Here is a 25200-nt window from a genome sequence, read left to right as displayed (position 1 = left end):
CTCTTTGGAGATCGCCGCAAAGCACATCTCGAAGGAAGAAGATTGAGTCCTTGTTCATTAGGCAGGCTCGGCTTCCCGGCTGCGTTGGTGTTCGATAGTTACGAATGCTCGTTCAAAGCGTGCCGCATCTTGATCTCGTCCGATGAACGGATGGTCCATGACGTGAGGCTTAATAGGAGAATGGCCGTCAACCATTCATTTCCTATGACCACCTCCGCCTCACGTTCATTCGCTGGTTTGAGGCAGAGCTTAGGTCCGGGCATTTTGATGGCGGGAGCCTGTATTGGCGGGTCTCATTTGATGTCATCCACAACGGCTGGAGCCAGGTTTGGTTTTGCGTTGTTGGGCTTGATCCTGCTCACCAATTTGGTGAAGTATCCATTCCTACGGGTGGGCACTCGCTTTACTGCAGCCACAGGATTGACGTTGTTGGAGGGCTTCCAGCGTCGTAATCGCCTCTACCTTCCCCTTTATCTTTTGGTCAGCCTGGTGACCGGAACGCTCACGATTGCTGCAGTCAGCTTCGTCGCTGGTCTTTTGCTCACCAATGTGCCGATTTTGGCGAATTTCAATACTTTTGCCTTGGCCATCGCCGTGCTGGCGGTGAGTGGTCTGATCCTTCTACTTGGCCACTACCGAGTGCTGGATCGTCTTTCGAAAGTGCTGGTTGTTCTGTTGACCATTCTTTCTGGAGTGGCAGCAATGACGCTGTTGTTTCGAGGCCCTGCTGGGGATGTGGCAGCGACCTGGTTGAGCACGACTCCCTCTCCCTGGACAGCAGCAAATTTGGCGTTCTTGATCCCTTTAATGGGTTGGATGCCCGGTCCGGTGGAGATGTGCGTGTGGCCGTCGTTGTGGATGTTCTCTCGCGCTGTAGATAGCAATCATCAAGCCACGTTTAAGGAAGCCGAATTTGATTTCAACCTTGGCTATGTGGTCACTGTTGTCACAGCAACCCTCTTTGTGATTTTGGGGGCTTACACGATGTATGGAACCGGGGAGGGAATGTTTGCCGGAAGTGGGGTGTCTTTTGCTCAAAATCTCATTCGCCTGTACACCGAAGCGATGGGTGGTTGGGCGGCTTGGGTGATTGTTCCAGCTGCCTTTGCGGCAATGTTTGGCACCTCGCTTGTTTGTTTAGATGCCTATCCACGCAGTATTTCGGCGATCCAAGGCTTGCTTCAGGGCTCTGATCGAGGGGATTTGGCCTCGGCTCCTCAGCAACGTCGGCTCACTGTTTGGTTAGTTCTTCATCTCTTCGCTGCATTGGTGGCCCTTCTGTTTGCGTTCAGCGGGGGGATTGGAGTGAAAGATTTCGTGTTTGGTGCAATGACAGGAAGCTTTCTGACAGCTCCGGTCTTTGCCTGGATGGCGATGGACACGATGAACAGTGACTTAGTGGCTGTGGAGCATCGCGATGGTCCTGCGATGCAAGTACTCACTTGGTTTGGCCTGACCTTTTTGACAGGTTTTAGCTTGCTGTTTATCGGTTGGTCGGCTTTTGGCTGGGGTGCCTGAACGCGCAGTGATTCCGCTCACTTCAGTTCTTAAAGCCACCACCAGCTGGAAAAAGCAGCGGCCTGACCGCAGAACTCATTATTTGTGTTCAAGAGGGGCCAGATTCGAGCGTTGTGAATCATGAAACGCCGGCCCTCTTGATTCACGCGAACCCCGCAATAGCCCTTGAAGCCAGCCTGTTGATGGGCTTGCTGAAGGGCGCTTGCTCGCTCACGTCGCGCATTTTCTTCAGCCGTCAGCCTGGAGGGCATGCCCACCATGGTCTGCCAATTACGCCCCCAGAGCCGCAGGGCAGTGCCGTTGGCATAAGTCAGCAGCGGGTCAGCACTGTGGTCATGAGCCAACACAGCGATAGAACTCGCGAAAACCTCTTGCGCTGCTGTGCGCTGGAACTGAATGCCCTGATCACCCACCAGTAGGGGTTGATCAAAGGCCCGTTGATAGGAGATCAGCAAGCGGTTGATTAACGCCTGGGTGTCGGGCCTCAACCAAGGCGTTGTGGTGCTTGAAATCATGCCCGTCATGACTTAATTCCCCGCTGCCATCGCCTCCAACATCGCCTGTTGCGCCATGGCTTGTCCCTGGTCGCGGAGGTGCTGCAAGAACCGGGGCTTGGCCTCCGGAAAGCGGGGCTCTTCAGCGAGAGGCAGTTCGCCTGCAGCGTCCAGTCCCGTGTCCCCTTCCATCGCTGGGGTGATCACCACCAGGTCTCCGTCGAGTCCAGCGTCATAACGCCACCAAAGCGTTGGATCGAGAACTGCGGGATGGGGAGGATTGAGTTCGCTGCTGCTGGCGTCAATCGCAAGCGCTTCTGCGTTGCCGTTCTGGTTTGCGCTCTCCGCAATGGCTTGTAGGCGATACGCCGCCAGGTCTTCCAGCAACTTGGCTCGCGTGCGACCGCGCAGCTGAAACAGCACAAACGGATCTTCACTGAACCGTTCTCCCATCAAGAAGTAAACGGCGCTGATGTGCTTACAAGGGTTGGCTTTATCTGGACAGCTGCATTCGCTCCTCACCTCTTGAAGCTTGAACGGGAACAGGCGCCGACCACTGGCAGCGAAGGCCCGTTCGATGTCGGCTGGCATGATCCCGGCCAAGAGTTGAGCGGACCAGCGGGCCTTCATCGTGAGCGCTTCGAGCACGTAGCGCCAGTCCTCATCTTTCAAAACGTCGAGCCAGAGCTTCACCTTGTAGGGCTCTTCATCTGTGCCTTGGACGCGGGCATGCACCCGCCTGCCTTCAAAGCGAATCGAGGTCACATGCCCTTCTCGTGCGTAGGCCCAGGCCCGCTCCAAGCGCTTTTTAAAACGGTAGGAATTGATGAGCTCCATCCACTGCTCAACCCACCAGGGTTGTTGGGACAGACCGTCGTCACTGATCGAGGTGTTGATGCCGCCTGGTGGGGTGATGCTCATGCTTGGTTGTCCTCGAGGCTTACGAGTTCTTTGAGCTGTCCCATCTCGAGGCCTCCTAGCCAGTCTTCGCCGGAGCCAATGATGTCTTCAGCCAGTCTGGACTTCTCGCGGATCATGCGATCAATTTTCTCCTCAACGGAGCCGCTGGTGATGAACTTATGCACCATCACCCGGTTCGTTTGGCCGATGCGATAAGCGCGGTCCGTGGCTTGATTCTCAACGGCGGGATTCCACCAACGGTCGATGTGAAAGACATGGCTGGCGCGCGTGAGGTTGAGGCCGACTCCACCAGCTTTGAGTGACAAGAGAAAAAGCTGAGGCCCGCGCGGATCCTCCTGGAAGCGATCAACCATGGCTTGCCGTTCACTTTTGCTGGTGCTGCCGCTGAGGAAGGGAACTTCACTGCGCCAGCGACGTTGCAAATAATCCTGGAGCAACTTGCCCCATTCCGCGAACTGGGTGAACAGCAAGGCTCGATCCCCAGCTTCAACCACCTCGTCGAGAATTTCTTCGAGACGCTGCAGCTTCACGGACCGCTTGAGGAAATCCTCGCTTGCACCCTGCTCCTTGAGGGCAAGGGCAGGGTGGTTGCAGATCTGCTTGAGCTTGGTGAGCAGACCCAACACCTGACCATGACGTTTGCCATGCGGAGCGCGGGCAATGGCATCCAAGGTGTCTTCAACGGTTTTGGCATACAAGGACTTCTGCTCTTTACTCAGACCCACCCATTCGCTCAATTCCACTTTTTCGGGCAGATCCGAGATGATCGATTTGTCGGTTTTCAGCCGTCTGAGGATGAACGGTCCCACCCTGGCTTTGAGGTCGCGAAGGGATGACAGGTCTCCATAACGCTCAATTGGCATGCGATAGCGATGCCGGAAAAATTCTTCCTCTCCCAGAACTCGTGGATTGAGGAAGTCCATCAGGGCCCAGAGCTCGCTGACGCGGTTTTCAACCGGTGTGCCAGTGAGTGCGATGCGAAAACGGCTGTTCTTTTTGGGGCGGGCCAGGTCACGGACGGCTTGGCTTTGTTTCGCGGAGGGGTTTTTAATCGCCTGCGCTTCATCGATCACGAGACCTTGCCAATCGTGACTTTCGAGCAGTTCACTGTCGCGTTGCAACAGGCCGTAGCTGGTGAGCACGAGATCCACATCCTTCAGCGCTTTCTTCAGTGCTGCTGGGGTGCTGGGGCGTTTTGGACCGTAGTGCTCATGCACATTGAGCTCAGGTGTGAACGCTGTTGCCTCCCGCTTCCAGTTGGTGAGCACGGATGTGGGTGCAATTAAAAGCACCGAGCGCTTGAGTTCGTTTTCTGCCTTGAGGTGTTGCAGAAAGGCCAGCAGCTGGATCGTTTTGCCGAGGCCCATGTCATCGGCCAAGCAGGCGCCTTGGTCGAAGCGATGCAGGAAGGCAAGCCAGCCGAGTCCTCGCTCTTGATAGGGCCTGAGTTGACCCGAAAATCCTTCGGGGGCGGGGAGAGGGTCTGGTGCTTTCTGCTGGTGGTACTGCTCCAGCACGGCTTGCAGCCGCGGACCGGCATCAAATTGATGCACGGGTAGACGCATCATCGTGTCGCCTTCGGTGGCGGTCAGTCGCAGCGCGTCGTCGAGGCTCAGGTCTGGATTGGCGGCGCAAAAGCGCTCGGCATTTTTGAGGTCATTGGGGCGTAGTTCGATCCAAGCGCCTTTGTGACGCACCAGAGGGCTGCGCTTTCCAGCCAATCGCTCAAGTTCTCGCAAGGTCAGCGTCACCCCGCCGATCATCAGCTCCCAGCTCCAGTCGAGGTTTTCACCCAGCGTGAAGCCTCGCGAGCGCTCGGAGAGCTCTGCCTTGATGGCGAGGCCAAGCCGGCTGGCCAACCCTCCAGAAAGGCTTGGTGGGAGGTCAACGCCTACTCCCACATCCCGCAGTTGTCGGGCTGCTGTGCGCACCAAAACAAAGGCTTCAGCTGGTGTGAGCTGCATGCTCTCGGGTGTGGCGCTGTCTAGCCCGCGTTCGATCGGCTGGAACACGGTCAGGGCTCGACCCATGCCCTCGAGCAAGACCTCGCTGGGTTGATCCACTTTGATTTCCCCAAGTTGGAGGCCGCTGGGGCCTGCAGCCCAGGCCGCTCCCGCGGGCAGCTTGAGGGTTGGATCTGCCTCCGCTTGCAGAAAGAAGCGCAGTGGCCAAAGGTCCTCATCGTCTGCTGGTGTTGCGAGTTCCAAGCAGGCTCGAGCAGCTGCCACATTTCCAGCAACCCCTTCACGCCAGTGATGACTGGCCGTGGCTAGGCGTTCGGTTTCTTCATCGCTGAGTTGAAGCTCACCTGAGTCCGAGCTCAAGGCCTCCTCCCAGGCGCGTAGCAGGGGATCCAAGCCTTCATGGTTAGGGGTGAAGCCTTTGCGCAGTTGCGCATCCATCAGGTCGGCCAACAGCGTGGCGACCCGTAGTCGTCCGCTGCGAGGCCGGCAGCAAGCCACTGGATTCGCGGCGCGCATGGCTTCTGGTCTGAGCCTGGTGATCCGGTTGCTGCGTTTTCCGGTGGGTTCTCGCCAAGGCAGGGCACAGGTGGCAACGAGAGGAAGCCCTGAGGCCAGGTCCTCAAGACGGCGCCGGTCTTCTTCCCGATTCAGGAGCGGTACCCAGCGGGCGCGATGGGGATAGCCCTCGCCCTTGCTCAGCTCCACTTGCGGGAGCCAGCGACTTCGTGCAACGAGGCTGAGGGACCATCGCTGCATGTGACTCCACCAGCGCAACTCATCAGCTAACTCAGGATGTCGTCCTGAAAGAGGAAGTTTGGAGAGCCAGGCGGTAGCTGCCATCGGTTCAATGGCGAGGCCCTGAACCTGCCAAGGCCACCACTCCGTTTGTTTGGGGATCGGTTCTCCAGCTTGCAAGGGAAGGCCTGTCCAGCCCGGTTCTTCAGTGCTGCTGGTTGCCGTGCCGCGTTTCTTTCGGGGCTTCACGCTGCGGCTCGGCAGGGTGAGGCATGCCGTGGCGTCAATAATGCCGTCGGGCAAGAGATCCCGTTCCGTCAGCAAGGCCCTGAGATCATCTGGGCTGAGAGTGAAGGGGTGAAGGGCAGGGGTTGTACTTGGGCCTGCGGGTTCGGCAACGCGCCAGGTGTCAGCCCACACCAACAGGGCAGCTCGTCCAGAGCTGGTCGGAGTACGAATGGCCGGAAGCCAGGTGGCGTGCAGCAGGCTCATGGCCGCGACGCAGAAAACATGCGTTGGGTTCCGTAAAGCACGAGTGCACTGCCGATCAACGGCAACCACCCAATGAGGAGATCCAATACCAATATTGCCAGGGCATCGGCCCCTGCCAAGGGGGAAGGTAACGACATTCCCAGGCTTCGTAACCCACAGACTGCTCCCACGAGGCCAGCGCGTAGGTGGGAGTCGTTGGAGTCCACCCGCTCCAGATGGAAGGCCAGAAGGCCATAAAACAATCCGCAGCCACAGGAGCGGACCGCCATTTCAAGGCCAAAGGGGAGGCTGCAAAGGCCTGCTGTTAGGCCAGCAAGACTGGCCCAGCCGATGGAGAGGCGGCGCAGGCGATCGCGGCTGTCGGTGGCAGGAGACGGTGCGACGACGGGGCGCGGCGGCTCAGGGGCGATCATGGCCGTTCCATCTGTTGTTGACGCGGAATCCGCCATGGCTGTTGCACGTTCGTCGCGATCCGCTGCTGCCACCCCCCGCACCGGTGCGGAGATTCGGGCGGCATTCCTGAGCTTCTATGAGGAGCGGGGCCACAAGGTGATGGCAAGCGCCTCCCTGATTCCAGAGGATCCCACGGTGTTGCTCACCATTGCGGGGATGTTGCCGTTTAAGCCGGTCTTCCTCGGGCAGCAGAAGCGGCCAGCGCCGAGGGCCACAAGTAGTCAAAAGTGCATTCGCACCAACGACATCGAGAACGTGGGACGTACGGCGAGGCATCACACGTTTTTTGAGATGCTCGGCAACTTTTCCTTCGGCGATTACTTCAAGCAGCAGGCGATTGAGTGGGCCTGGGAGCTGAGTACGGATGTCTTTGGTATCGACCCCAAGCATCTGGTGGTGAGCGTCTTCCGAGAAGACGATGAGGCGGAACAGATGTGGCGCGATGTGGTGGGGGTCAACCCCAAGCGGATCATCCGCATGGACGAAGCGGACAACTTTTGGGCGTCTGGGCCGACCGGGCCCTGTGGCCCCTGTTCGGAGATTTATTACGACTTCAAGCCCGAACTCGGTGATGAAGGCATCGATCTCGAAGACGATGACCGCTTCATCGAGTTTTATAACTTGGTGTTCATGCAATACAACCGCGATGCTGAGGGCACCCTTACGCCGCTCGCGAATCGGAACATCGATACCGGTCTGGGCCTGGAGCGGATGGCTCAGATCCTGCAGAAGGTTCCTAATAACTATGAAACAGACCTGATTTTTCCGCTGATTCAAGCAGCGGCTGATCTTGCTGGGATTGACTACCACCAGCTCGACGATGCGAAGCAAACGTCTCTCAAGGTGATTGGTGATCACAGCCGTGCTGTGACGCAGCTGATTTGTGATGGCGTTACGGCAAGCAATTTGGGGCGGGGATACATCTTGCGCCGTCTGTTGCGCCGGGTGGTGCGGCACGGCCGTTTATTGGGCATTCACAAGCCTTTCCTTGTCACGATGGGCCAGGCTTCGATCGCGCTCCTCCAGGATGCCCATCCGTCGGTGCTCGAGAGGCAAGAGGTGATCTTGGCTGAGCTTCAGAGGGAGGAGTCGCGCTTCTTGGAAACCTTGGAGCGTGGAGAGAAGCTGCTGGCAGATGTTCTCGAGAGCAAGCCCAAACAGATCAGTGGATCCCAAGCCTTTGAGCTCTATGACACCTTCGGCTTCCCCCTGGAGCTCACCCAGGAAATTGCCGAAGAGCAGGGCCTGGATGTGGACCTGGCCGGATTCGAGCAGGCGATGGAGCAGCAGCGTCAGCGGGCCAAGGCCGCGGCAGTCAGTATTGATCTCACGCTGCAAGATGCGATCGATCAAGTGGCGGCAGATCTCAACGCCACGACGTTTGAGGGATATGAACTCTCAATGTCGAGTAGCAGCACCGTGCAGGCGTTATTGGTTAACGGTGAAGCGGCTGCCTCTGCCTCGGATGGAGATGCGGTGCAGGTGCTGCTGGACTGCACATCTTTTTATGGCGAGGGCGGTGGTCAAGTGGGTGATCGCGGCCTTCTGGTGGGTGATGGGCCGGATGGCAACGGATTGATCGTTGTGATTGAGGGCGTTAGCCGCAACCGCGGAGTGTTCGTCCACAGCGGCACGGTTCAGCGTGGCCGCTTGGGCGTTGGTGATGTGGTGCATGGTCAGGTAGACCGTGCCTGTCGCCGTCGCGCTCAAGCAAATCACACAGCGACCCACTTGCTCCAAGCAGCGCTGAAACAGATAGTGGATGCAGGCATCGGCCAGGCTGGCTCACTAGTTAATTTCGAGCGGCTGCGCTTCGACTTCCACTGTCCTCGAGCCGTGAAGCCTGCCGAGCTTGAGCAGATCGAAGCCTTGATCAATGGCTGGATCGCCGAGGCCCATGGTCTGGTCGTGGAGGAGATGGAGATTGATGAGGCGAAGGCTGCTGGTGCCGTCGCCATGTTCGGCGAGAAGTATTCCGATGTGGTCCGCGTGGTGGACGTTCCCGGCGTGTCGATGGAGCTTTGTGGTGGCACCCATGTGTGCAATACCGCAGAGATTGGGTTGTTCAAGATCGTGAGTGAGAGTGGTGTTGCGGCTGGGATTCGCAGGATTGAAGCGGTGGCTGGTGCTTCTGTGCTGCCTTATCTCAATGAGCGTGACGCTGTGGTGAAGCATCTCGGTGAGCGCTTCAAGGCTCAGCCTGCGGAGATCGTGGACCGTGTGACGGGCCTGCAAGACGAGCTGAAGGCCACAGGCAAGGCTCTGGCCGCGGCGCAGGCCGAACTGGCGGTGGCCAAGTCAGCAGCATTGGCGTCTAAGGCAGTTGCGGTGGGCGACTTTCAGCTGCTGGTGGAATGCCTCGATGGTGTGGATGGTGCTGGTCTTCAGGGGGCGGCGCAGAGCCTTGCTGATCAGTTGGGGGATGGCGCTGCGGTGGTGATCGGTGGACTGCCGGATCCAGCCGATCAGGGCAAGGTGATCCTGGTGGCGGCCTTCGGCAAGGAGGTGATCGCCGCCAATCTCCAGGCCGGCAAGTTCATTGGCGGCATCGCTAAGCGCTGTGGCGGCGGTGGTGGAGGTCGTCCGAACCTGGCTCAGGCCGGTGGTAGGGATGGCGCGGCCCTGGCCGATGCTCTTGAGGCGGCGCAAACCGAACTGGCGGAAACGCTTCGATCCGTTTGAACATTGTTTGCCGTTATGCATTGGCAGAGCTCAAAGAAAAGAGCTGCGTTAATGAATAGCTGCAGCTTTGGGAGCTTTATTGAGCCTGTCTCAAGTCTCTGTTCGGGTGGTCCAATATGATGCGTAAAACAGTTATTAGTACGGGCCCTTTCTAGTCAAGGGTCAATCCATTCAATGTGTGATTTCAGTTGGATGGGACCTGTTCGGTTCCCGATGTGTATGAATAATCATAATTAGGAGTGTTGACTCACCCTGCTTCGACAACCTTCTTCTGCCCTTGGACATAAGCTTCAAGGACATGATTAGGAATTATCTCTTGATTCGATTTGCCTGAGAGGAGATAGTCAAGAATGGCTTCGCTGCTCTGAGGATTGGTGGCAAACGGAATCTGATAAACATCGCAGAGGCGTCCCAGGGCCTCAATGTCAGCATGGTGGGGATGAGAGGACAGCGGGTCTCTGAAGAAGATAACGCCACAGATGTTTTTGGTTGAAATGAGCGTTCCAACGGCTTGATCGCCACCCAGTGGGCCTGAGGCCACTTTTTTTCTCAGTGAAAGCCTTGTCTTTGCGTACAGCATGCTGCCGGTGGTTCCTGTGGCAATCAAGGGGAGTGTTTCTAGCTTTTTGGAGTGCATGCTGCAAAATTCCATCAAGATTGCCTTCATGTTGTTCTGAGCAATTAGGGCTAGATATTTGCAGTTGTCGCTGTAATTCTCAGCAACCAGTTGCTCATTTCTCGCTCGCCCAATTGCCCTGAAATATTCTCGGTACTTCAGGGCAAGGCTTTGGATTTTGTCGAGAAAGCTTTTGAAGTCGTGCAGTGAAAATCTTCCAACTGTCGTTGGTTCCATGGCTTGAACGTCTGCCACGCGAGTTGCTTCGTCTGAAAAGAGACTTTCTCCGAGGATGGCTCTTGGTTTCTCGAGTGCGATCTGTTTTTCGCCGTCAAGGACCTGCAGCAGCCCGTCCACAACGAACACCATGCTGTCTGAGGGTTCGCCCTTGCTCATTAAGGTGCTTTGTTCATCAATGACCTCGATCGACATATGTTTGGTGAGGCTTGCAATCTCATCGGCATTGAAGGAATACTTCAGATTGCCTTCGCGCTGTAGGGCCTCGACTAGGACGTTGCGATCCATGAGCGATAGGGAATTGATCTGCCTCTAAGAGTCTTTCCGCCAATTAGCAGTGTCATTGGTGTCGTTACTCTCGAAAGGGGCTTCGGTTCACAGCAAGTTGACTGAACGAGCTCTCGTGGAGTTGTCCTTTGGCTGCGTTGACCTCGGCTGACCTGACTGGCGGTGGCCAAGTCAGCGGTCTCGACAACCCAGGCCATAGCGGTTGGTGAGTATCAGCTCTTGGTGGCCCGCCTTGATGGTGTAGGTGGTGATGGATTGCAAGGCGCCGCTTTGGGGTTGCTGGATCAGTTGGGCGATTCCACGGCTGTTGTGTTGGGAGGTTTGCCTGATCCGAGCGATCAAGGGAAGGTGATTTTGGTGGCAGCTTTCGGCAAGGCTGTGATCGCTCAAGGTCAGCAGGCGGGCAAGTTCATCGGCTCGATCGCCAAGCTTTGCGGTGGCGGCGGCGGTGGCCGTCCGAACCTGGCACAGGCGGGTGGACTCGATGGGGCGGCTCTAGATGCTGCGTTGGAGGGGGCTAGCGCGGACTTAAATCAGAAGTTGGGATGATGACTGTTAGGAAGCTTTCGCAATCAACAGTGCAAGTCGGAGAGGGCCTGTTGATTGCGCTTGTTGAATGCGTTTAAGCCTCAGTCTCTAAGGGCAGCTTTAAGTCTTTGCGCCAATCTTTGAGTGGACGATCCCATCCTTCTTCGAGTTTTCGGCTCACAACCAGCTCTGCATCAAGACCCATCTGGAAGCCATGGGCCAGCGCGCGCAGCAGGGGTTCGAGTGGCTCGTCGTTTTGCAGGCTGCTGAGCATGGATCCAAAAATCAGCATGACGGCAAGAGGGGAGCGGTTTTGAGCGAGGTTGAATCCCTGAAGACCGATCTCGCTGATGCCATCAATGCCAAACCCTGTGAGCACATGCACGATGTCGTGCGTTTCTTTGAGCCGGTGAATCACGAACTCGTTTGCGTTGGTTACAGGCGAGGGATCGATCAGGGTGTCGGGAGTGATTCCAAGGCTGATCAGCTGATTGGCATAGCAACGTCCAAGGCTTCCCTCAGGCAGCGTTTGCAGTTTTTGTAGGTCAATGGGATCCGGTCTCCAGCCTTCATCGACGAGGGCTTTGAACTGACTGTTCGAGAGAAGGTGGCGCACGGTTTGTTCACCCAGTGGTCCGTCTTTGATGCTGTTCGAGACGGCAAAGATGCTGTTAAGGGAGCCTGGATCTTTTAGGAAAGTAGCCAGGCTGGTCACCATCTTCAAATTCTGAAGACGTTCGTGCAATTTGAGCTGCATTGCAAAAGTGCGGTTGCGTCATTATGAATACGAAGCGTGTGTGTGCCCCTAAACATTGCCATCATGGTTGAGAGTTGTTTTGCCCTGTCAGTTGCATTTAGCCCTCTAAATAGAAGCAAAAAGTATTAGCGAGAGCAAATTTCTGTATCGTTCGTGCATTAATTCAACTTTGCAAGTAAGTGCTCTGTCGTAAACTGCTTTCCAAGTGATCCATCAGCCGCCGTGCTTCGTTGATACGCAATTGACCGCTGCTGATTGCTTTCTCACTGGCCATCCGCAAACGTTCTAGGAGTTGATCTGGGTCATGTTCCATCATTTCCAGGACGTCAGCGTTGGTGTCTCCCCGCACAACATGATCCACTTGGTACTCGCCTCCTGGAGCTAGGCGGATGTGAGCAGCATCAGTGCTTCCGAACAAGTTGTGCAGATTGCCCATTACCTCTTGGTAGGCGCCACCTAAAAACATGCCGATCAAGTAAGGCTCGTTCGGTTTCAGCTGATGGAGTTCGAGTAGAGGCTTGTTTTGTCCATCGTTGATAAAACGATTTAGTTTGCCGTCGGAGTCGCAGGTTAAATCGGCGAAATGACCGAGACGTGTGGGCTTTTCGTTGAGACGATGCAGCGGCATCAATGGGAAGAGTTGCTGGATGGCCCAGGTGTCTGGAGCTGAGCGGAAGATCGAAAGATTGGCGTAGTAGGTCTCTGCCAAGACAGCAGGCAGTGTTTTGAGGTCGTCGGGCAGTTTCGCTACATCGTGTAGACGATCGAGCAAGGCCCTGGCACATGCCCAGGTGAGTTGTTCCGCCATGCTCCGCTCTTTCAAGCTCAGATAGCCGAGCCGGAATGCTGCTAAGGCGTCTTCTTTGAACTTGAGGGCATCGTTCCAGGCTTCTTGCAGGCGTGATGGATCTGCAGGAGTGTCGATGGGTAAGGCTTCAATGCCTTGAAAGGTTTCGCGCAGATTGCGAACGATCAGTGGTTCATCCTGTTCAACCGGCGGTGCAGGTTGCTGGAGGCCACCACTACCGAGAACGTTGAACACCAGCACTGAGAAGTGACTTGCAATCGCTCGACCGCTTTCGCTGACGAGTGTTGGTACGGGTACCTTGTTGGGTTCACAGCCTTCCTTCACTGTTGCAACAACGTCGTTGGCGTAGTTCTGCAGGGAGTAATTAGTAGAGGCTGCTGTAGCGGTGCGACTGCCGTCGTAGTCGATTCCGAGACCGCCACCTACATCCAAATAGCCCATCGGGGCTCCAAGGGCGTGTAGTTCCACATACAAACGTGAAGCCTCCTGTAAGGCATCTTTCACAACGGCAATGTCGTTGATTTGGCTGCCTACATGGAAATGAAGGAGGCGCAGCTCGCTGAGCAGGTTGGCGTCCCGTAGGGCTTCAACTGCTCCGATGATGTCGGGAGCGGGTAGCCCAAATTTCGCTTTATCGCCAACGGAGCTACCCCAACGTCCTGTGCTTCTGCTGGAGAGCCGAGCGCGAATGCCGATCAGCGGTGCGGCTCCAAGCTCCTGGCTGGCATCGATGATGCGCTGCACTTCATCCGGTTGTTCGATCACCACAACTGGCCTTCGGCCAAGCCGTCTGGCCAAAATTGCGGTTTCGATGTAGCGCTGATCTTTGTAGCCGTTGCAGATCAGCAGGGCTTCAGGGTCATCCATCAAAGAGAGAGCGATCAGGAGTTCGGCTTTGCTTCCCGCCTCTAAGCCGAAATGCCAGCGTCTCCCGCAGGTCACAAGCTCCTCCACAACGTGACGCTGTTGATTGCACTTCACGGGGAAGACGCCTTGGTAGCGCCCCTCGTAGTCGTAGCGGGTAATCGCCCGTTCAAATGCAGCGTGCAGGCGTTCCAGCCTGTCTTCGAGGATGTCGTCGAAGCGGATCAGTAGAGGCAGTCCAAGGCTGCGGTCCTGCAGGCCAGCCACCAGTTCCATCAGGTCAAGACTTCCGCCACGGTCTCCTCGTGGTTGCACGCTCACATGCCCGCGTGGGTTGATGGAGAAGTAAGGATCACCCCAGCGTTCCAGCCCATAAAGCTGGGCGCTATCGCTCCCCGTCCAGGTGATGGAGTCGGAGAGCACCATGAACGGACATCAATCAGATGGGGGGAATCTAAGGAGCTTCACCCCCATTGCCACACCGGTGCTTGCCAATTAGGGCATCTGGCGTTGACGATGACGACGGTTTTTTCAACGTTATGGCTGCCGAACGCTCTTTTATCGCTATCAAGCCCGACGGCGTTCAACGCGGTCTTGTAGGCGAGATCCTGGGTCGCTTTGAGCGCAAGGGCTTCAAGTTGGTGGGCCTGAAGCAGCTCACCCCAAGCCGTGAGCTGGCTGAACAGCACTACGGAGTGCACAAAGAGCGCCCCTTCTTTTCTGGTTTGGTCGACTTCATTACCTCAGGTCCAGTAGTGGCCATGGTCTGGGAGGGCGATGGTGTGATCACTAGCGCTCGCAAAATGATTGGTGCCACCAAGCCTCTGGAAGCAGAGCCTGGAACGATCCGTGGCGATTTGGCAGTCAACATCGGTCGCAACGTGATCCACGGCTCTGATGCACCGGAAACGGCTGCATTCGAAATTGGGCTTTGGTTCCAGCCCTCTGAGCTGAGCGATTGGACTCCGTCCGATCAAAGCTGGCGCGTCGAGGGCTGATCGTTCTTCGTTCCCATAGGTTTCTTGCCTGCTTGCCCTCGGGATGCATCCTCGAGGGCTTTTTTTAGCGATTCAGTTACTGAATCGGCTCCATCGGAAGGCGCTGAGCAGGCTCATGGCTTCAGTAGTTGTGGCATTACCGGTAATGTCGTCAGCCAACAACTCTGCTGTGATTGCGGCTAGCAACACGCCATTACGGTGATGGCCGCAGGCCAGCCAAAGCCCAGTGATTGGGCCTTGCCCCAGCAGTGGGCCCTCGTCTGGAGTGCAGGGACGAAATCCCCACCAACGCTCCATGGGTGGCCAGTTCACTGCATCTGGAAGCAGTGCTGCGATTCCTTTGTTGAGACGTTGTTGCCCTTGGGGCGTTAACCCTTCATTGAAGCCAGCTTCTGGCTCTGAAGTCGCTCCTGCGACCACAAGACCATCCTCTCGAGGGACCAGGTAGGTGCCAGGACCGAAAATCACATGTCTGAGGGCGCCTCTTGGGGTCTGCAGTGACACCATCTGCCCCTTCACTGGAAAAACAGGCAATTCAGGAAGGAGCTGGGCACTCCATGCTCCGCTGCAGAGAACGGCCGTTGCGCAGCTCAAAGTCGAGAGCTGGCCTTCTGAATCACGGGTTCGAATGCCATTGAGGCGACCGTTTTCCTTAAAAAGGTTGAGAACTTCAACCCCTTCCTGAAAATGCACGCCCCGGTCCACACAGGCACTCTCCAAGGCGCGCATGAGTTGGCGGCGATTGTCGATTTGCCCGTCCTGGTCAAACAGCAGGCCGGCCTGCCAGGTCGGTGCGATGCCTGGTAGCAGCTGTTCGAGGCGTTGTCTGTTGAGGGCTTCGCCAAAGGCGGCCGTTGGATAGCGATCCCGCTCGTTTGCATCTTGGAAGGGCACAACAATCCCAGTGGCACGTAGGCCGCAGGGAAGCCCACTATCAGCTTCAATCTGTGCCACCCAGCGGGGAATGCGTTCCAGGCTCAGCTGGCCGAGCGTCAGGAGGTTGCCACTTAATCCTTCGGCATGGGGGGCCAGCATGCCAGCTGCGACAAAACCTGCGGCTTCGCTGCGTCGACGGCTCAAGACAGTAACGGCACGGCCACGCCGGGCGAGCTGATGGGCAATGGCGAGGCCCATTAGTCCGCCGCCAAGGATCACCACTTGCTGGTTGCTCATGGTTGATTCCGCAGCTCCACCACGCTGAAACTCTTGTAACAGGATGGCGTCTTCCTTCTCTTCCATAGAATTGAGACGGTTTAACGACGTTCAAAGCTGATGGCGGCACCTGCAGCAACCCTTTTGCCTTGGGAGGCCGTGATCGGTCTTGAGACCCATGTGCAGTTGGGCACCAACAGCAAGATTTTCACGTCCGCTTCCACGACTTACGGGGATGACCCCAACACCCATATCGATCCCGTGGTGTGTGGCCTCCCAGGCACGCTTCCGGTTTTGAATCGAAAAGTGCTCGAGTACGCCGTTAAGGCCTCGATGGGACTGAACTTGAACATCGCTGAGCACAGCAAATTTGATCGCAAGCAATATTTCTATCCAGACCTTCCTAAGAATTATCAAATCACTCAATTCGATCAGCCGATTGCAGAAGAGGGTTGGATTGAGGTGGAAGTTGCAGAGAAAGGCAAAGACACCTACCTGAAAAAGATTGGAATCGAGCGCCTGCACATGGAGGAAGATGCCGGCAAGTTGGTTCATGCTGGAAGCGATCGCCTGGCGGGCTCTACGCATTCGCTGGTCGACTACAACCGAGCGGGTGTAGCCCTCGCCGAGATCGTGAGTAAGCCCGATTTGCGCAACGGGCGGGAAGCTGCGGAATACGCATCTGAGATCCGCAGGATCATGCGCTACATCGGAGTAAGTGATGGAAATATGCAGGAGGGCTCCCTGCGCTGCGACGTCAATATCTCCGTGCGTCGGGGCCCTGATGCACCCTTTGGCACGAAGGTGGAGATCAAAAACATGAACTCGTTTTCGGCCATCCAGAAGGCTTGCGAATACGAGATTCAGCGTCAGATCAAGGCCTACGAGGGTGGTGAACCGATCGTTCAGGAAACGCGCCTTTGGGATGAGAGCAAACAGCTCACCAAGAGCATGCGCAGCAAGGAGGGAGCAAGCGACTACCGCTATTTCCCCGATCCGGATCTTGGTCCAATTGAGGTGAGTGCGGATCAACGTGAAGCCTGGAGGAGTGAACTTCCTGAGCTTCCATCGGCCAAGCGGCATCGTTATGCCGATGCCCTTGGGCTATCTCAGTACGACGCGCGTGTGCTGACCGACGAACGTTCGATGGCGCAGTATTTCGAAACCGTGGTGGCAGGGGGAGCGGACCCCAAGCTGTCGGCGAATTGGATTACCGGTGACATTGCTGCCTATGTGAATAGCAATCGCCTGAATTTCGTTGAATTGGCTTTCCGTCCTGAACAGCTTGCAGAGATGATCAAGCTGATCGATGGCGGCAAGATCAGCGGCAAGATCGCCAAGGAGATTCTCCCCGAACTTCTTGAGAATGGAGGTTCCCCCAAGGCGATTGTGGAGGAACGTGGACTGGGAATGATTAGTGATCCCGCGGCGATTACCGCGATCGTGGAAGAGCTTCTTGCTGCCCACCCCGATGAGGTGGAAGCCTTCCGGGGCGGAAAGAACAAACTGCAAGGCTTCTTTGTTGGTCAGCTGATGAAGAAAACCGGCGGCAAGGCTGATCCGAAGCTTGCCAACCAGATCCTTAGCCAGAAACTCAAGGGTTGATTGATTCTGATTGTTCTCTCTGCAGTAAGGCGCGGCCATCAACTGCAACCAGCACCCGCGTTGTTACTGATGGAGCCTCTCCCGCCTGCTCCCAGCCGGGTGTACCGCCAGGAATGTTGAATTCAAATCCTTCTGGGCCTGCATGGACCAGGCAAGGATTATTAGTGGCACTTCCATACATGCAGGTTCCCGGGCGGTAGACCCTTAGGCCGCCGTTACGCCGAGTTGCGGCCCCGCGGGCCAGATTCAGAGCACGTCTTGCAGAAAGAGGATTGTTGCGGACAAAAAGATTCACGGACTCCGGGTCGAGTGTGATGTCGGCGTAGGGGCTGGGGCCCGTGCTGAGTTCTGGATCTGCAGCAGGCAGGTCCTGCTTAGCGCTGCTCTTTTGCTCCGGGGTTGCAAGGCTTGGGTTTTTCAGTGTGGTGGGCTCGCAGCTCACCTCAGGCGTGCTGAGGTCGACAAGGCTTGCCGCGACCGGACGTCGCGTGCTCTTCTCAAAACATTGATATTCGACAGGGTCGCTCTGTGCAGACTGCGCGGTGAGCACTAGCAGCGTTGTCCATCCCAGTGAGCAAGCCAACCGTTTCATGGCCATCTAGTGCATTAAGGCCTTGAAACGTAGTGAGCTTTTTGTCGATTGGTCAAGGCGTCTGATGTGACAGGGTCCGACTGAGGAGTCACTCGTGATGTTCATGCTCTGCCGATAGGTCGGCTTGATCTCTGCGCCTCCTGTTGCCTGGCGTTCGCCGCCGATTCGGTCATTGATTGGAATTTGGTTTTCGTTGAACGGATCTGATCAATCAAGTGGCGGAGTTGCACTGAGGAGTTCTCGGACCTGTGTCGTCCAGTCCAGCGGAAACCCCTCGTTTTGAATCACAAAGTCTGCAAGTTCAGTCTTGCGATCCATAGGCCATTGGGCTCCGATGCGTTGTTCGGCTTCCTTCGGAGTGAGCTGATTACGGGTGATTAGTCGTCGTCTTTGCTGGGTTGGCGAGCAGTACACCACCCAGACCTCCGAACAAAGACTCTCCAACCCAGCTTCAAACAGCAGAGGAATCATCAAGGCCACAACTCTCTCGCCAAAATGCGTCTGGAGCTCTTGGTCGAAACGTTGGCGCACTAACGGGTGGAGTTGAGCTTCCAGCCAAGTCCGTTCTTGTGGATCGTTGAACACGATGGAACCGAGGGCCGCACGGTCCAGGCCTTCACTGAGCTCGCTCTGTACTTTCAAACCGTAGCGCTCCAGCACCTCACGAGTCGCCGGAGTGCCCGGAGCCAAAGCTTCAAGGGCATACAGATCTGCATCCAGAACGGGAATGCCCTTTTGCTCTAGAAAACGGCCCACGCTGCTTTTGCCACTGGCAATCCCACCCGTTAGGCCGATTCGCCGTTGTCGTCCTTCCCAGCGCTTCACTCCACCCAATGGAAATGGCTACATCTCAAGAAATTATGGCTTCGCCGTTTTTGTAGGAGCTGGGCGATGCCGTCGTAAAAAGCATAGAAAGAGCTGCTCGGTTGGTCTTGCACCCTGATCAATGACGGAATCTGTGATCTGGTCTCCAATCTCCGGAGGAATCACTGCTCCCTCCGGCTTCAAGGCGGCGGGCTTAAGCGCAGGTCTCAAGCTATCTGGAAAACCTGACCTCTCCCTTTTGCTGGCACCAGAGGATGCGGTCTGTGCTGGCACCTTCACCACATCCGTTGTCCGCGCCGCCTGCGTGGATCTTTGTGCGGATCGTCTGCAAGTGACGTCCGGTCGCGTGCGAGCCGTGGTGACCAATTCCGGGCAGGCCAATGCCTGTACCGGTGATCGGGGTCTTGCCGACAGCCTTCTGATTACAGAAGCGGTTGCAAATCGTCTGGGCTTATCTCAGGACGAGGTCTTGATTTGCTCGACCGGGGTGATCGGTGTACCGATCGTGATCGATCCCCTTCTTGCCGCGGTGGATTCCTTGGTGAGCTCCTTAGCCCCTGATGGTGGTGCGGCAGCGGCTCAGGCCATTCTGACGACGGATCTGGTGGAGAAGCAGATCGCCTTGGAGGCTGTGTTGGGCGGGCGCCGGGTGCGGATCGGTGGGATGGCGAAGGGGTCCGGGATGATTCACCCCAACATGGCCACGATGCTTGGCTATCTCAGTTGTGATGTCGCTGTGCCCTGTGACCTGTGGCAAGACATGGTTTGCAGGGCGGTGAATCGTTCGTTTAACGCCATCACTGTGGATGGTGACACCAGCACCAATGACACGTTCCTGGCCTTCGCGGCAGGAGATTCGCTGCCAACGGATCAGCTCGAGGCATTGGAGGAGGGGTTGACCTTGGTGGCCCAGCATCTGGCTCGCTCGATTGCTCGGGATGGCGAGGGCGCTACCTGCTTGATGGAAGTGCAGGTGGAGGGCACCGACTCAGAGACGGAGGCGCGACAGATTGCGCGCACCATTTGTGGCTCGTCGTTGGTCAAGACGGCCGTTCATGGAAGGGATCCGAACTGGGGGAGGATTGTGGCTGCTGCTGGTCGTGCGGGTGTTGCGTTTGACGCCGGTGCGGTGGCTCTTTGGATTGGCCCTCACCAGCTGATGTCAGAGGGACAGCCGTTGCCATTCGATCGGGCTACAGCGGCGGCCTATCTCAGTGAACGCGCTTGTGGTGGCTATCTCGTGGATGACACGGTGCAGATTCGCCTGTCTCTTGGTGATGGTGCAGGTCAGGCAATCGCCTGGGGATGCGATCTTTCCGATCAGTACGTTCGCATTAATGCCGATTACACCACCTGAGGCCTGGACATCGCTGCAAAGATGGTTGCGCTGAGGAGGACCTTGATGCCCGCTGAGACCAATGCCCCTAAGCCGAAGCCCAAGCGTCCGGCCCGTCCGCGCTTTTGGGCCGGCCCTTTGGTTGCAGGGGCGTGCTTCGCGCTTGGTTACGGCATTACACAGCGCGTTGTTTTGATCCGATCTGGTTTGGAGCAAGCTGAGCCTCAGTCTTTTAAAGCGCGTGCATTTCCAGGGGAAAGCCTTGAGGCGCTGCGGCTTCGTCATGGAGAGACCGGGACGCTTGAGGCTGATGTCGCGGCCAAAGAATTAATCGATGCGAAGGCATCCAATCAGGCGAATGCGCTGAAAAAAGCCAAGCTCGCTAAGGAATTGGAGCAGCGCAAAGCGAAAGAGGAAGCCGAGCGCATTGCTGCGGCAGCAATGGAGCCTGATCGCAGTCAGCAAGCCGTATTGAACACGCCCAGTCCTCTTGAAGACACCCCAACCCTGAACGAAACGACTCTGTTGGAGGCAGATGCCCCCACTGAGTTGCTGGATTCAGAGCTTCCTTTGGATGCGCCAAACGCATGGCCGACCGAGTCCCTTGAGTTGGCTCAGCCGACCCCCGCGGTAGAGCTGGAAGCTCCAGTGGTGATCGATTCCTTCGTTATTGAAGACGCACCGGCGGCATCAGATCTGTTCTTCACCCCGATCGAGGCGCCTACAGATCCTTGATCGCATGTCGCTGATCGGGGGCTGAATCTGCCACAGTTCCAGTGTTGAGATGAATGGCCATGACCTCCCGAGATGCTCTGCTTAGAGCGGCGATGCATCGTGTGCTCGCTCGGATGGGTCATGGCATGGCCGATGCCGCGGCTGGATTGGCGGTGATTGTGCAAGATGCTCCCGATCGCGTTCGCCAGGAATGGGATTTGTTTCAGGAAGAAGTGAAAGCTGAAGCAGAGAGGCTTGATCGCGAAGGGGCTGGACGTGGCGTGAATGCGGAGTCCTCGCCTGCTTCATCCGTGGAAGAGGAGAGTTTGCAAACCAAGATTGATCAATTGCGAGCCCGGGTCGCTGAACTCGGGATGCGCATGGAGGAGCGATCGTGATCTTGTTCACTCGCTTGAAGGCCCTGTTGCGTAGGGCCTTCCGCGGACTACGTATTTGGCGTGCTGTTTTCACCCTGCTGTTGTTTTTGTGGTGGGATGGCAGAGACTTCAGCTATCCGGGCGGTCCAACTCCAGAGCGGCGTGAAGCCCGCCAGCAGTTGCGTGCTCGCTGGCTGACGCAGGAGCTTCTTCACCTGGGATCGGCATTTATCAAGCTCGGTCAATTGCTGTCGGCTCGGCCTGATGTCTTGCCAGCTGGTTGGGTCTCTCAATTAGCGGCACTGCAGGACCGTGTTCCCTCCTTTTCCTTTGACCGTGCCCAGTCCGTTCTTGAGGACGAGCTTGGTGCTCGCTGCGCAGAAATCATTGATTTAGATGTGCAGCCCATCGCGGCGGCGTCTTTGGCCCAGGTGCATCGGGCGAGTCTTCGCAGTGGTCGCCAGGTGGTGCTGAAGATTCAGCGCCCTGGATTGGAGAGCGTGTTTCGGCTGGATCTAGAGGTGATGCAGCAGGTTGCCGCTGTGCTGCAGCGTCATCCCAAATGGGGACGTGGGCGCGACTGGGTGGCGATGGCGCAGGAGTGCAGGCGTGTGTTGCTCCGAGAGCTTGATTTTCGTCTTGAAGCTCAGCACGCCGCACGGTTTCGACAGCAGTTTCTCGATGATCCGAACATCCGAGTGCCTGGGGTGGTCTGGGAACTCAGTACAAGGCGAGTGCTCTGTCTTGACTACTTGCCAGGGATCAAAATCAACGATCGTGCGGCTCTTTTAGACGCTGGGATTGATCCCTCTAAAGTTGCGGAGATCGGCTCAGCTAGTTATCTGCAGCAGCTCGTGCGATTCGGGTTTTTCCATGCCGATCCGCATCCAGGGAATTTGGCGGTTGCGGCTGATGGAGCGCTCATTTATTACGACTTCGGGATGATGGGCCAACTGTCCGAGCGTCTACGCAGGCGTTTGGGGGGGATGGTGAGAGCTGCCGCTGCAAGAGATGCCGCGTCCCTTGTCGATGAAATGCAAGCGGCTGGAGTGATCGCCACTGGTGTTGATGTGGGGCCGGTGCGCCGCTTGGTGCGTCTGATGCTGAAGGAGGCACTCACGCCGCCATTCAGTAGCTCCGTGATTGAAAAACTCTCGGGAGACCTTTACGAACTGGTGTATGGGCAGCCGTTTCGCCTGCCTGTGGAGCTGATCTTTGTGATGCGTGCCCTTTCCACCTTCGAAGGGGTCGGCAAAAGTCTTGATTCCGGCTTTAGTCTTGTAGCGATTGCTAAGCCCTATCTGCTGCCGCTCATGACTTCCAGTGGATCTGGCTCCAATGACCTTTTGAATGAATTTGGCCGTCAGGTTGGTGCCATTAGTTCAAGGGCTGTTGGCCTTCCTCGTCGGTTGGATGAAAGCCTAGAGCGCCTGGAGCAAGGGGATCTGCAACTCCAGATCCGCATGGGTGAATCAGACCGTCAGTTCCGGAGAATGGTCACGGCTCAGCATTCGATCGGTCAATCGGTTTTGCTTGGCGGCCTTGCCGTAGCGGCCGCTTTGATGGGTGCTAGTTCTAGGCCCCTTTGGGCTTTGCTTCCCTTAGGAGCAGCTGTACCTGTGGGGATGGGTTGGTTGAGGCTGCAAGTGAGATTGCGCCGGGATGGACGGATTGAGACTTTGTCGGGAACTGAGCGTTCGTCCTGAATAGGGCTAGTTGTTAAAAGTAATTTGTTTGTGGTGAACCAGTAAGATTAGATTGCTCTTGGAGATTGCTTTAATTGATTTATTTTTGGACAATAACTATTAAGGATTTCTAGCGCCTCTTCAGCCTTTTCTGATTCGAAATTGCGCCCTCCCTTCACTGATTTCCATGGCTCGCCGTCTTTCTCCCACTTAGCGGTGTAGTCAATGCAATCTCCTAATACTCTCCAGTTATTGCTGCGTGGTCCAGAGGGACGGCCTCTCATAAATACAGATGGCGTCTGGATGCATCGCCTGAGTCGTCCTTGTCCAGTGCATCGATAAATCCCTGGCTTCCAGTAACTGCGTACTCCCGGATCGTTGTAGTGATAGGTGTATTGCCATGATAAATAACGTCCATACTTGTTTTTGTTTTTTACTGCGACGACTGAATCAGGGAAGAAATAGCTGATCGTTCCATCTCTTCGGATATGGGCAACGGCTCCGCTAGGTGTTGGAAGCCCAAACCTGTCAACATTTTTTGATGATGTAATTGGAGAAATCCCGTCCGTTTGAGCCTCAACGCAACCCAGATAATCCGCTGCTTTAAGGCATTTCTCGTGCACGTCCTCGGAAACTTCGGTAGAGGCCCAAGCTGGAAATTGCAAGGTGATGGGGATCAATATCGCAAGCAGTGGTTTTCCAAAAACTGATCGGTTGATGGAAAAGCGATGCCGCAATAAAGGAGCAGGCATCAGTCGCGACCTCGTGGCCCTTGGCCTGTTGCGCCGGCATACACAGCTTGATTGCCAAGCTCGTCCTCAATTCGCAGCAGCTGGTTGTATTTGGCGACGCGCTCACTGCGGCTCAGTGAACCAGTTTTGATCTGGCCTGCGCGCGTGGCGACTGCTAAATCAGCAATGGTTGTGTCTTCTGTTTCGCCGCTGCGGTGGCTAATCACGCTGGTGTAACCAGACCGACCGGCTAGGTCGATGGCTTGAAGCGTTTCGGTTAGTGAGCCGATTTGATTGACTTTGATCAGGATCGAATTGGCGGTATTGGCATCGATGCCACGTTGCAGGCGTTTGGTATTAGTGACAAACAGGTCATCTCCAACGAGTTGAACGCGCTTGCCAAGGCGCTCGGTCAGTAGCGCCCAACCGTCCCAGTCGTCTTCCGCGAGGCCATCCTCGATCGAAATGATCGGGAAACGATTCACGAGTTGTTCCAGCTGGTCCACCATCTCGGCACTGGAATAACTGCCACCACTAAAGGCGTAGCGGCCATCGCTGTAAAACTCGGTGCTCGCGACGTCGAGCGCAAGCGAAATTTGCTCACCTGGCTTGTAACCAGCTTTCTGGATGGCCTGGACCAGAACTTCTCCTGCTTCCTCATTGCCGAGATCAGGAGCAAAGCCGCCCTCATCACCCACCGAGGTGCTCATGCCTCGCTCACTTAGCAAGTTCTTCAGGGTGTGGAACACCTCCGTGCCCATCCGCAGGGCCTCTCTGAAATTGGGAGCGCCGTGCGGAACGAGCATGAATTCTTGGAAATCCAAGTTGTTGGCGGCATGCGCGCCTCCATTGATCACATTCATCAAAGGCACCGGCAGCAGCGTTGCCATCGGGCCTCCGAGATAGCGATAGAGAGGCAGGCCTAAGCCGTTGGCCGCGGCGCGAGCCGTTGCCATGCTCACCGCGAGAATGGCATTGGCGCCCAGGCCGGATTTGTTGTCGCTGCCGTCGAGTTCAATCATGGCTGCGTCCACGCTGCCCTGATCGAGAGCCGATAGGCCACAGAGCGCCGGAGCAATCCGATCTTCGATGTGATCCACCGCTTTGGTGACGCCTTTCCCCATATAGCGGTCTCCACCGTCCCTTAGCTCATGGGCTTCATGGGCGCCGGTACTAGCTCCACTGGGGACAATGGCGCGGCCACTGGCACCGCCTTCCAGCAAGACTTCTGCTTCCACCGTGGGGTTTCCACGGGAATCCAAGACCTCCCTGGCCACGATGGTGTCGATGACGAGATCGAGGGAATCGAGCACGGGTGGTGGAGACAAGACTGAATAGATCCTATGGAACGCCCGCTGCCGTGTCTCTTTGCGTTTTGGCAGCATGTGGACAGAACAGGCGGAATCATCAGCATGCGCATGCTTCACACCATGCTCAGAGTGGGCGATTTGGAGCGATCAATCCGCTTTTACACCGAGGTCTTGGGGATGCAATTGCTGCGTCGTAAGGACTATCCATCCGGTCGTTTCACGCTTGCATTTGTGGGATATGGGGATGAGCGTGACAACACCGTTCTTGAGCTGACCCACAACTGGGATACAGAGCAATACGCCCTTGGTGATGGCTATGGCCACATCGCTCTTGGTCTCGATGATATTTATTCGGCTTGCACTGCCATTGCAGAAAAAGGAGGTCGAGTTGTCCGTGAGCCTGGTCCGATGAAACATGGCAACACCGTGATTGCTTTCGTAGACGATCCAGATGGCTACAAGGTGGAACTCATTCAGCTGTCCTCCCGATCAGACGCGGCCTAATCACGCCCCAACCC

21 protein-coding genes and 1 pseudogene are annotated in these 25200 nt (G+C 56.4%); 10 read left to right on the top strand and 12 right to left on the bottom strand.

What is annotated here, in order from left to right:
• The first annotated feature begins 204 nt into the window (after window positions 1–204).
• Window positions 205–1518: an NRAMP family divalent metal transporter gene (locus SynSYN20_RS13590; RefSeq protein ID WP_186524097.1), complete on the top strand. Its 1314-nt coding sequence runs from the start codon at window positions 205–207 to the stop codon at window positions 1516–1518.
• Window positions 1519–1547: 29 nt separating this feature from the next.
• Here the strand turns inward: SynSYN20_RS13590 and SynSYN20_RS13585 are convergent, their stop codons facing one another.
• From SynSYN20_RS13585 to SynSYN20_RS13570, 4 genes are read right to left on the bottom strand one after another with little or no spacing between them, the layout of a single operon-like run.
• The gene (locus SynSYN20_RS13585) at window positions 1548–2042 is read right to left on the bottom strand and encodes an MEKHLA domain-containing protein (protein WP_186524096.1); all 495 of its coding nucleotides are present in this window, start codon (window positions 2040–2042) and stop codon (window positions 1548–1550) included.
• 3 nt (window positions 2043–2045) lie between these two features.
• Complete coding sequence (locus SynSYN20_RS13580) at window positions 2046–2933, bottom strand: SWIM zinc finger family protein (protein ID WP_186524095.1); 888 nt, start codon at window positions 2931–2933, stop codon at window positions 2046–2048.
• On the bottom strand, window positions 2930–6124 hold the full coding sequence (locus SynSYN20_RS13575; RefSeq protein ID WP_186524094.1) for a DEAD/DEAH box helicase: 3195 nt from the start codon (window positions 6122–6124) through the stop codon (window positions 2930–2932). The genes SynSYN20_RS13580 and SynSYN20_RS13575 overlap by 4 nt, the downstream gene beginning before the upstream one ends.
• Entirely contained in the window at window positions 6121–6537 is a 417-nt protein-coding gene (locus tag SynSYN20_RS13570) for a hypothetical protein (RefSeq protein ID WP_186525670.1), read from the bottom strand. The genes SynSYN20_RS13575 and SynSYN20_RS13570 overlap by 4 nt, the downstream gene beginning before the upstream one ends.
• A 34-nt stretch (window positions 6538–6571) precedes the next feature.
• Between SynSYN20_RS13570 and alaS the strand changes: the two genes are divergently transcribed.
• Window positions 6572–9259, top strand: a complete 2688-nt coding sequence (gene alaS, locus SynSYN20_RS13565; protein WP_186525669.1) for an alanine--tRNA ligase — start codon at window positions 6572–6574, stop codon at window positions 9257–9259.
• A 247-nt stretch (window positions 9260–9506) separates the two neighbouring features.
• Here the strand turns inward: alaS and SynSYN20_RS13560 are convergent, their stop codons facing one another.
• A complete protein-coding gene (locus SynSYN20_RS13560; RefSeq protein ID WP_186524093.1) occupies window positions 9507–10400 on the bottom strand; it encodes a methylglyoxal synthase in 894 nt (297 codons plus the stop codon).
• Window positions 10401–10556: 156 nt separating this feature from the next.
• Between SynSYN20_RS13560 and SynSYN20_RS13555 the strand changes: the two are divergent.
• Window positions 10557–10949, top strand: a pseudogene (locus SynSYN20_RS13555) (DHHA1 domain-containing protein); the annotation flags it as partial.
• Between the two features lie 73 nt (window positions 10950–11022).
• Here the strand turns inward: SynSYN20_RS13555 and SynSYN20_RS13550 are convergent.
• Together SynSYN20_RS13550 and speA are read right to left on the bottom strand one after the other, a co-directional pair.
• The gene (locus SynSYN20_RS13550; RefSeq protein ID WP_186524092.1) at window positions 11023–11685 is read right to left on the bottom strand and encodes a Coq4 family protein; all 663 of its coding nucleotides are present in this window, start codon (window positions 11683–11685) and stop codon (window positions 11023–11025) included.
• 163 nt (window positions 11686–11848) lie between these two features.
• Window positions 11849–13783 (bottom strand): biosynthetic arginine decarboxylase, encoded by a 1935-nt coding sequence (gene speA / locus SynSYN20_RS13545; RefSeq protein WP_186524091.1) that lies wholly within the window; start codon window positions 13781–13783, stop codon window positions 11849–11851.
• A gap of 113 nt (window positions 13784–13896) precedes the next feature.
• On the opposite strand from speA, the gene ndk reads away from it, so the two are divergent.
• Entirely contained in the window at window positions 13897–14355 is a 459-nt protein-coding gene (gene ndk, locus SynSYN20_RS13540; RefSeq protein WP_186524090.1) for a nucleoside-diphosphate kinase, read from the top strand.
• A gap of 72 nt (window positions 14356–14427) precedes the next feature.
• Here ndk and thiO read toward each other — a convergent pair whose 3' ends face one another.
• Window positions 14428–15528, bottom strand: a complete 1101-nt coding sequence (thiO, locus tag SynSYN20_RS13535; protein WP_186525668.1) for a glycine oxidase ThiO — start codon at window positions 15526–15528, stop codon at window positions 14428–14430.
• Window positions 15529–15627: 99 nt separating this feature from the next.
• On the opposite strand from thiO, the gene gatB reads away from it, so the two are divergent.
• Window positions 15628–17112 (top strand): Asp-tRNA(Asn)/Glu-tRNA(Gln) amidotransferase subunit GatB, encoded by a 1485-nt coding sequence (gatB, locus tag SynSYN20_RS13530; protein WP_186524089.1) that lies wholly within the window; start codon window positions 15628–15630, stop codon window positions 17110–17112.
• Here gatB and SynSYN20_RS13525 read toward each other — a convergent pair.
• Together SynSYN20_RS13525 and coaE are read right to left on the bottom strand one after the other, a co-directional pair.
• Window positions 17102–17710, bottom strand: coding sequence for a hypothetical protein (locus tag SynSYN20_RS13525; RefSeq protein ID WP_255476285.1), 609 nt, complete (start codon window positions 17708–17710; stop codon window positions 17102–17104). The two genes, gatB and SynSYN20_RS13525, sit on opposite strands and share 11 nt — an antisense overlap.
• 201 nt (window positions 17711–17911) lie before the next feature.
• Window positions 17912–18529: a dephospho-CoA kinase gene (coaE, locus tag SynSYN20_RS13520; protein ID WP_255476284.1), complete on the bottom strand. Its 618-nt coding sequence runs from the start codon at window positions 18527–18529 to the stop codon at window positions 17912–17914.
• 121 nt (window positions 18530–18650) lie between these two features.
• On the opposite strand from coaE, the gene argJ reads away from it, so the two are divergent.
• From argJ to SynSYN20_RS13500, 4 genes are read left to right on the top strand one after another with little or no spacing between them, the layout of a single operon-like run.
• Window positions 18651–19886 (top strand): bifunctional glutamate N-acetyltransferase/amino-acid acetyltransferase ArgJ, encoded by a 1236-nt coding sequence (argJ, locus tag SynSYN20_RS13515; protein WP_186524087.1) that lies wholly within the window; start codon window positions 18651–18653, stop codon window positions 19884–19886.
• Window positions 19887–19931: 45 nt separating this feature from the next.
• A complete protein-coding gene (locus SynSYN20_RS13510; RefSeq protein ID WP_186524086.1) occupies window positions 19932–20600 on the top strand; it encodes a hypothetical protein in 669 nt (222 codons plus the stop codon).
• Between the two features lie 59 nt (window positions 20601–20659).
• On the top strand, window positions 20660–20977 hold the full coding sequence (locus SynSYN20_RS13505) for a hypothetical protein (protein WP_186524085.1): 318 nt from the start codon (window positions 20660–20662) through the stop codon (window positions 20975–20977).
• A complete protein-coding gene (locus SynSYN20_RS13500) occupies window positions 20974–22662 on the top strand; it encodes an AarF/ABC1/UbiB kinase family protein (RefSeq protein ID WP_186524084.1) in 1689 nt (562 codons plus the stop codon). Before SynSYN20_RS13505 ends, SynSYN20_RS13500 begins: the two co-directional genes overlap by 4 nt.
• Window positions 22663–22709: 47 nt before the next feature.
• Here SynSYN20_RS13500 and SynSYN20_RS13495 read toward each other — a convergent pair whose 3' ends face one another.
• A complete protein-coding gene (locus tag SynSYN20_RS13495) occupies window positions 22710–23393 on the bottom strand; it encodes a hypothetical protein (protein ID WP_186524083.1) in 684 nt (227 codons plus the stop codon).
• Entirely contained in the window at window positions 23393–24685 is a 1293-nt protein-coding gene (gene eno / locus SynSYN20_RS13490; protein WP_186525667.1) for a phosphopyruvate hydratase, read from the bottom strand. The genes SynSYN20_RS13495 and eno overlap by 1 nt, the downstream gene beginning before the upstream one ends.
• A gap of 99 nt (window positions 24686–24784) precedes the next feature.
• Here eno and gloA point away from each other — a divergent pair, with 99 nt between their 5' ends.
• On the top strand, window positions 24785–25186 hold the full coding sequence (gloA, locus tag SynSYN20_RS13485; protein ID WP_186525666.1) for a lactoylglutathione lyase: 402 nt from the start codon (window positions 24785–24787) through the stop codon (window positions 25184–25186).
• Window positions 25187–25200 lie beyond the last annotated feature (14 nt).

The sequence above is a fragment of the Synechococcus sp. SYN20 genome (assembly GCF_014279555.1).
Classification (GTDB): Bacteria; Cyanobacteriota; Cyanobacteriia; order PCC-6307; family Cyanobiaceae; genus Synechococcus_C.
This window is presented reverse-complemented; position numbering and strand designations above follow the sequence as displayed.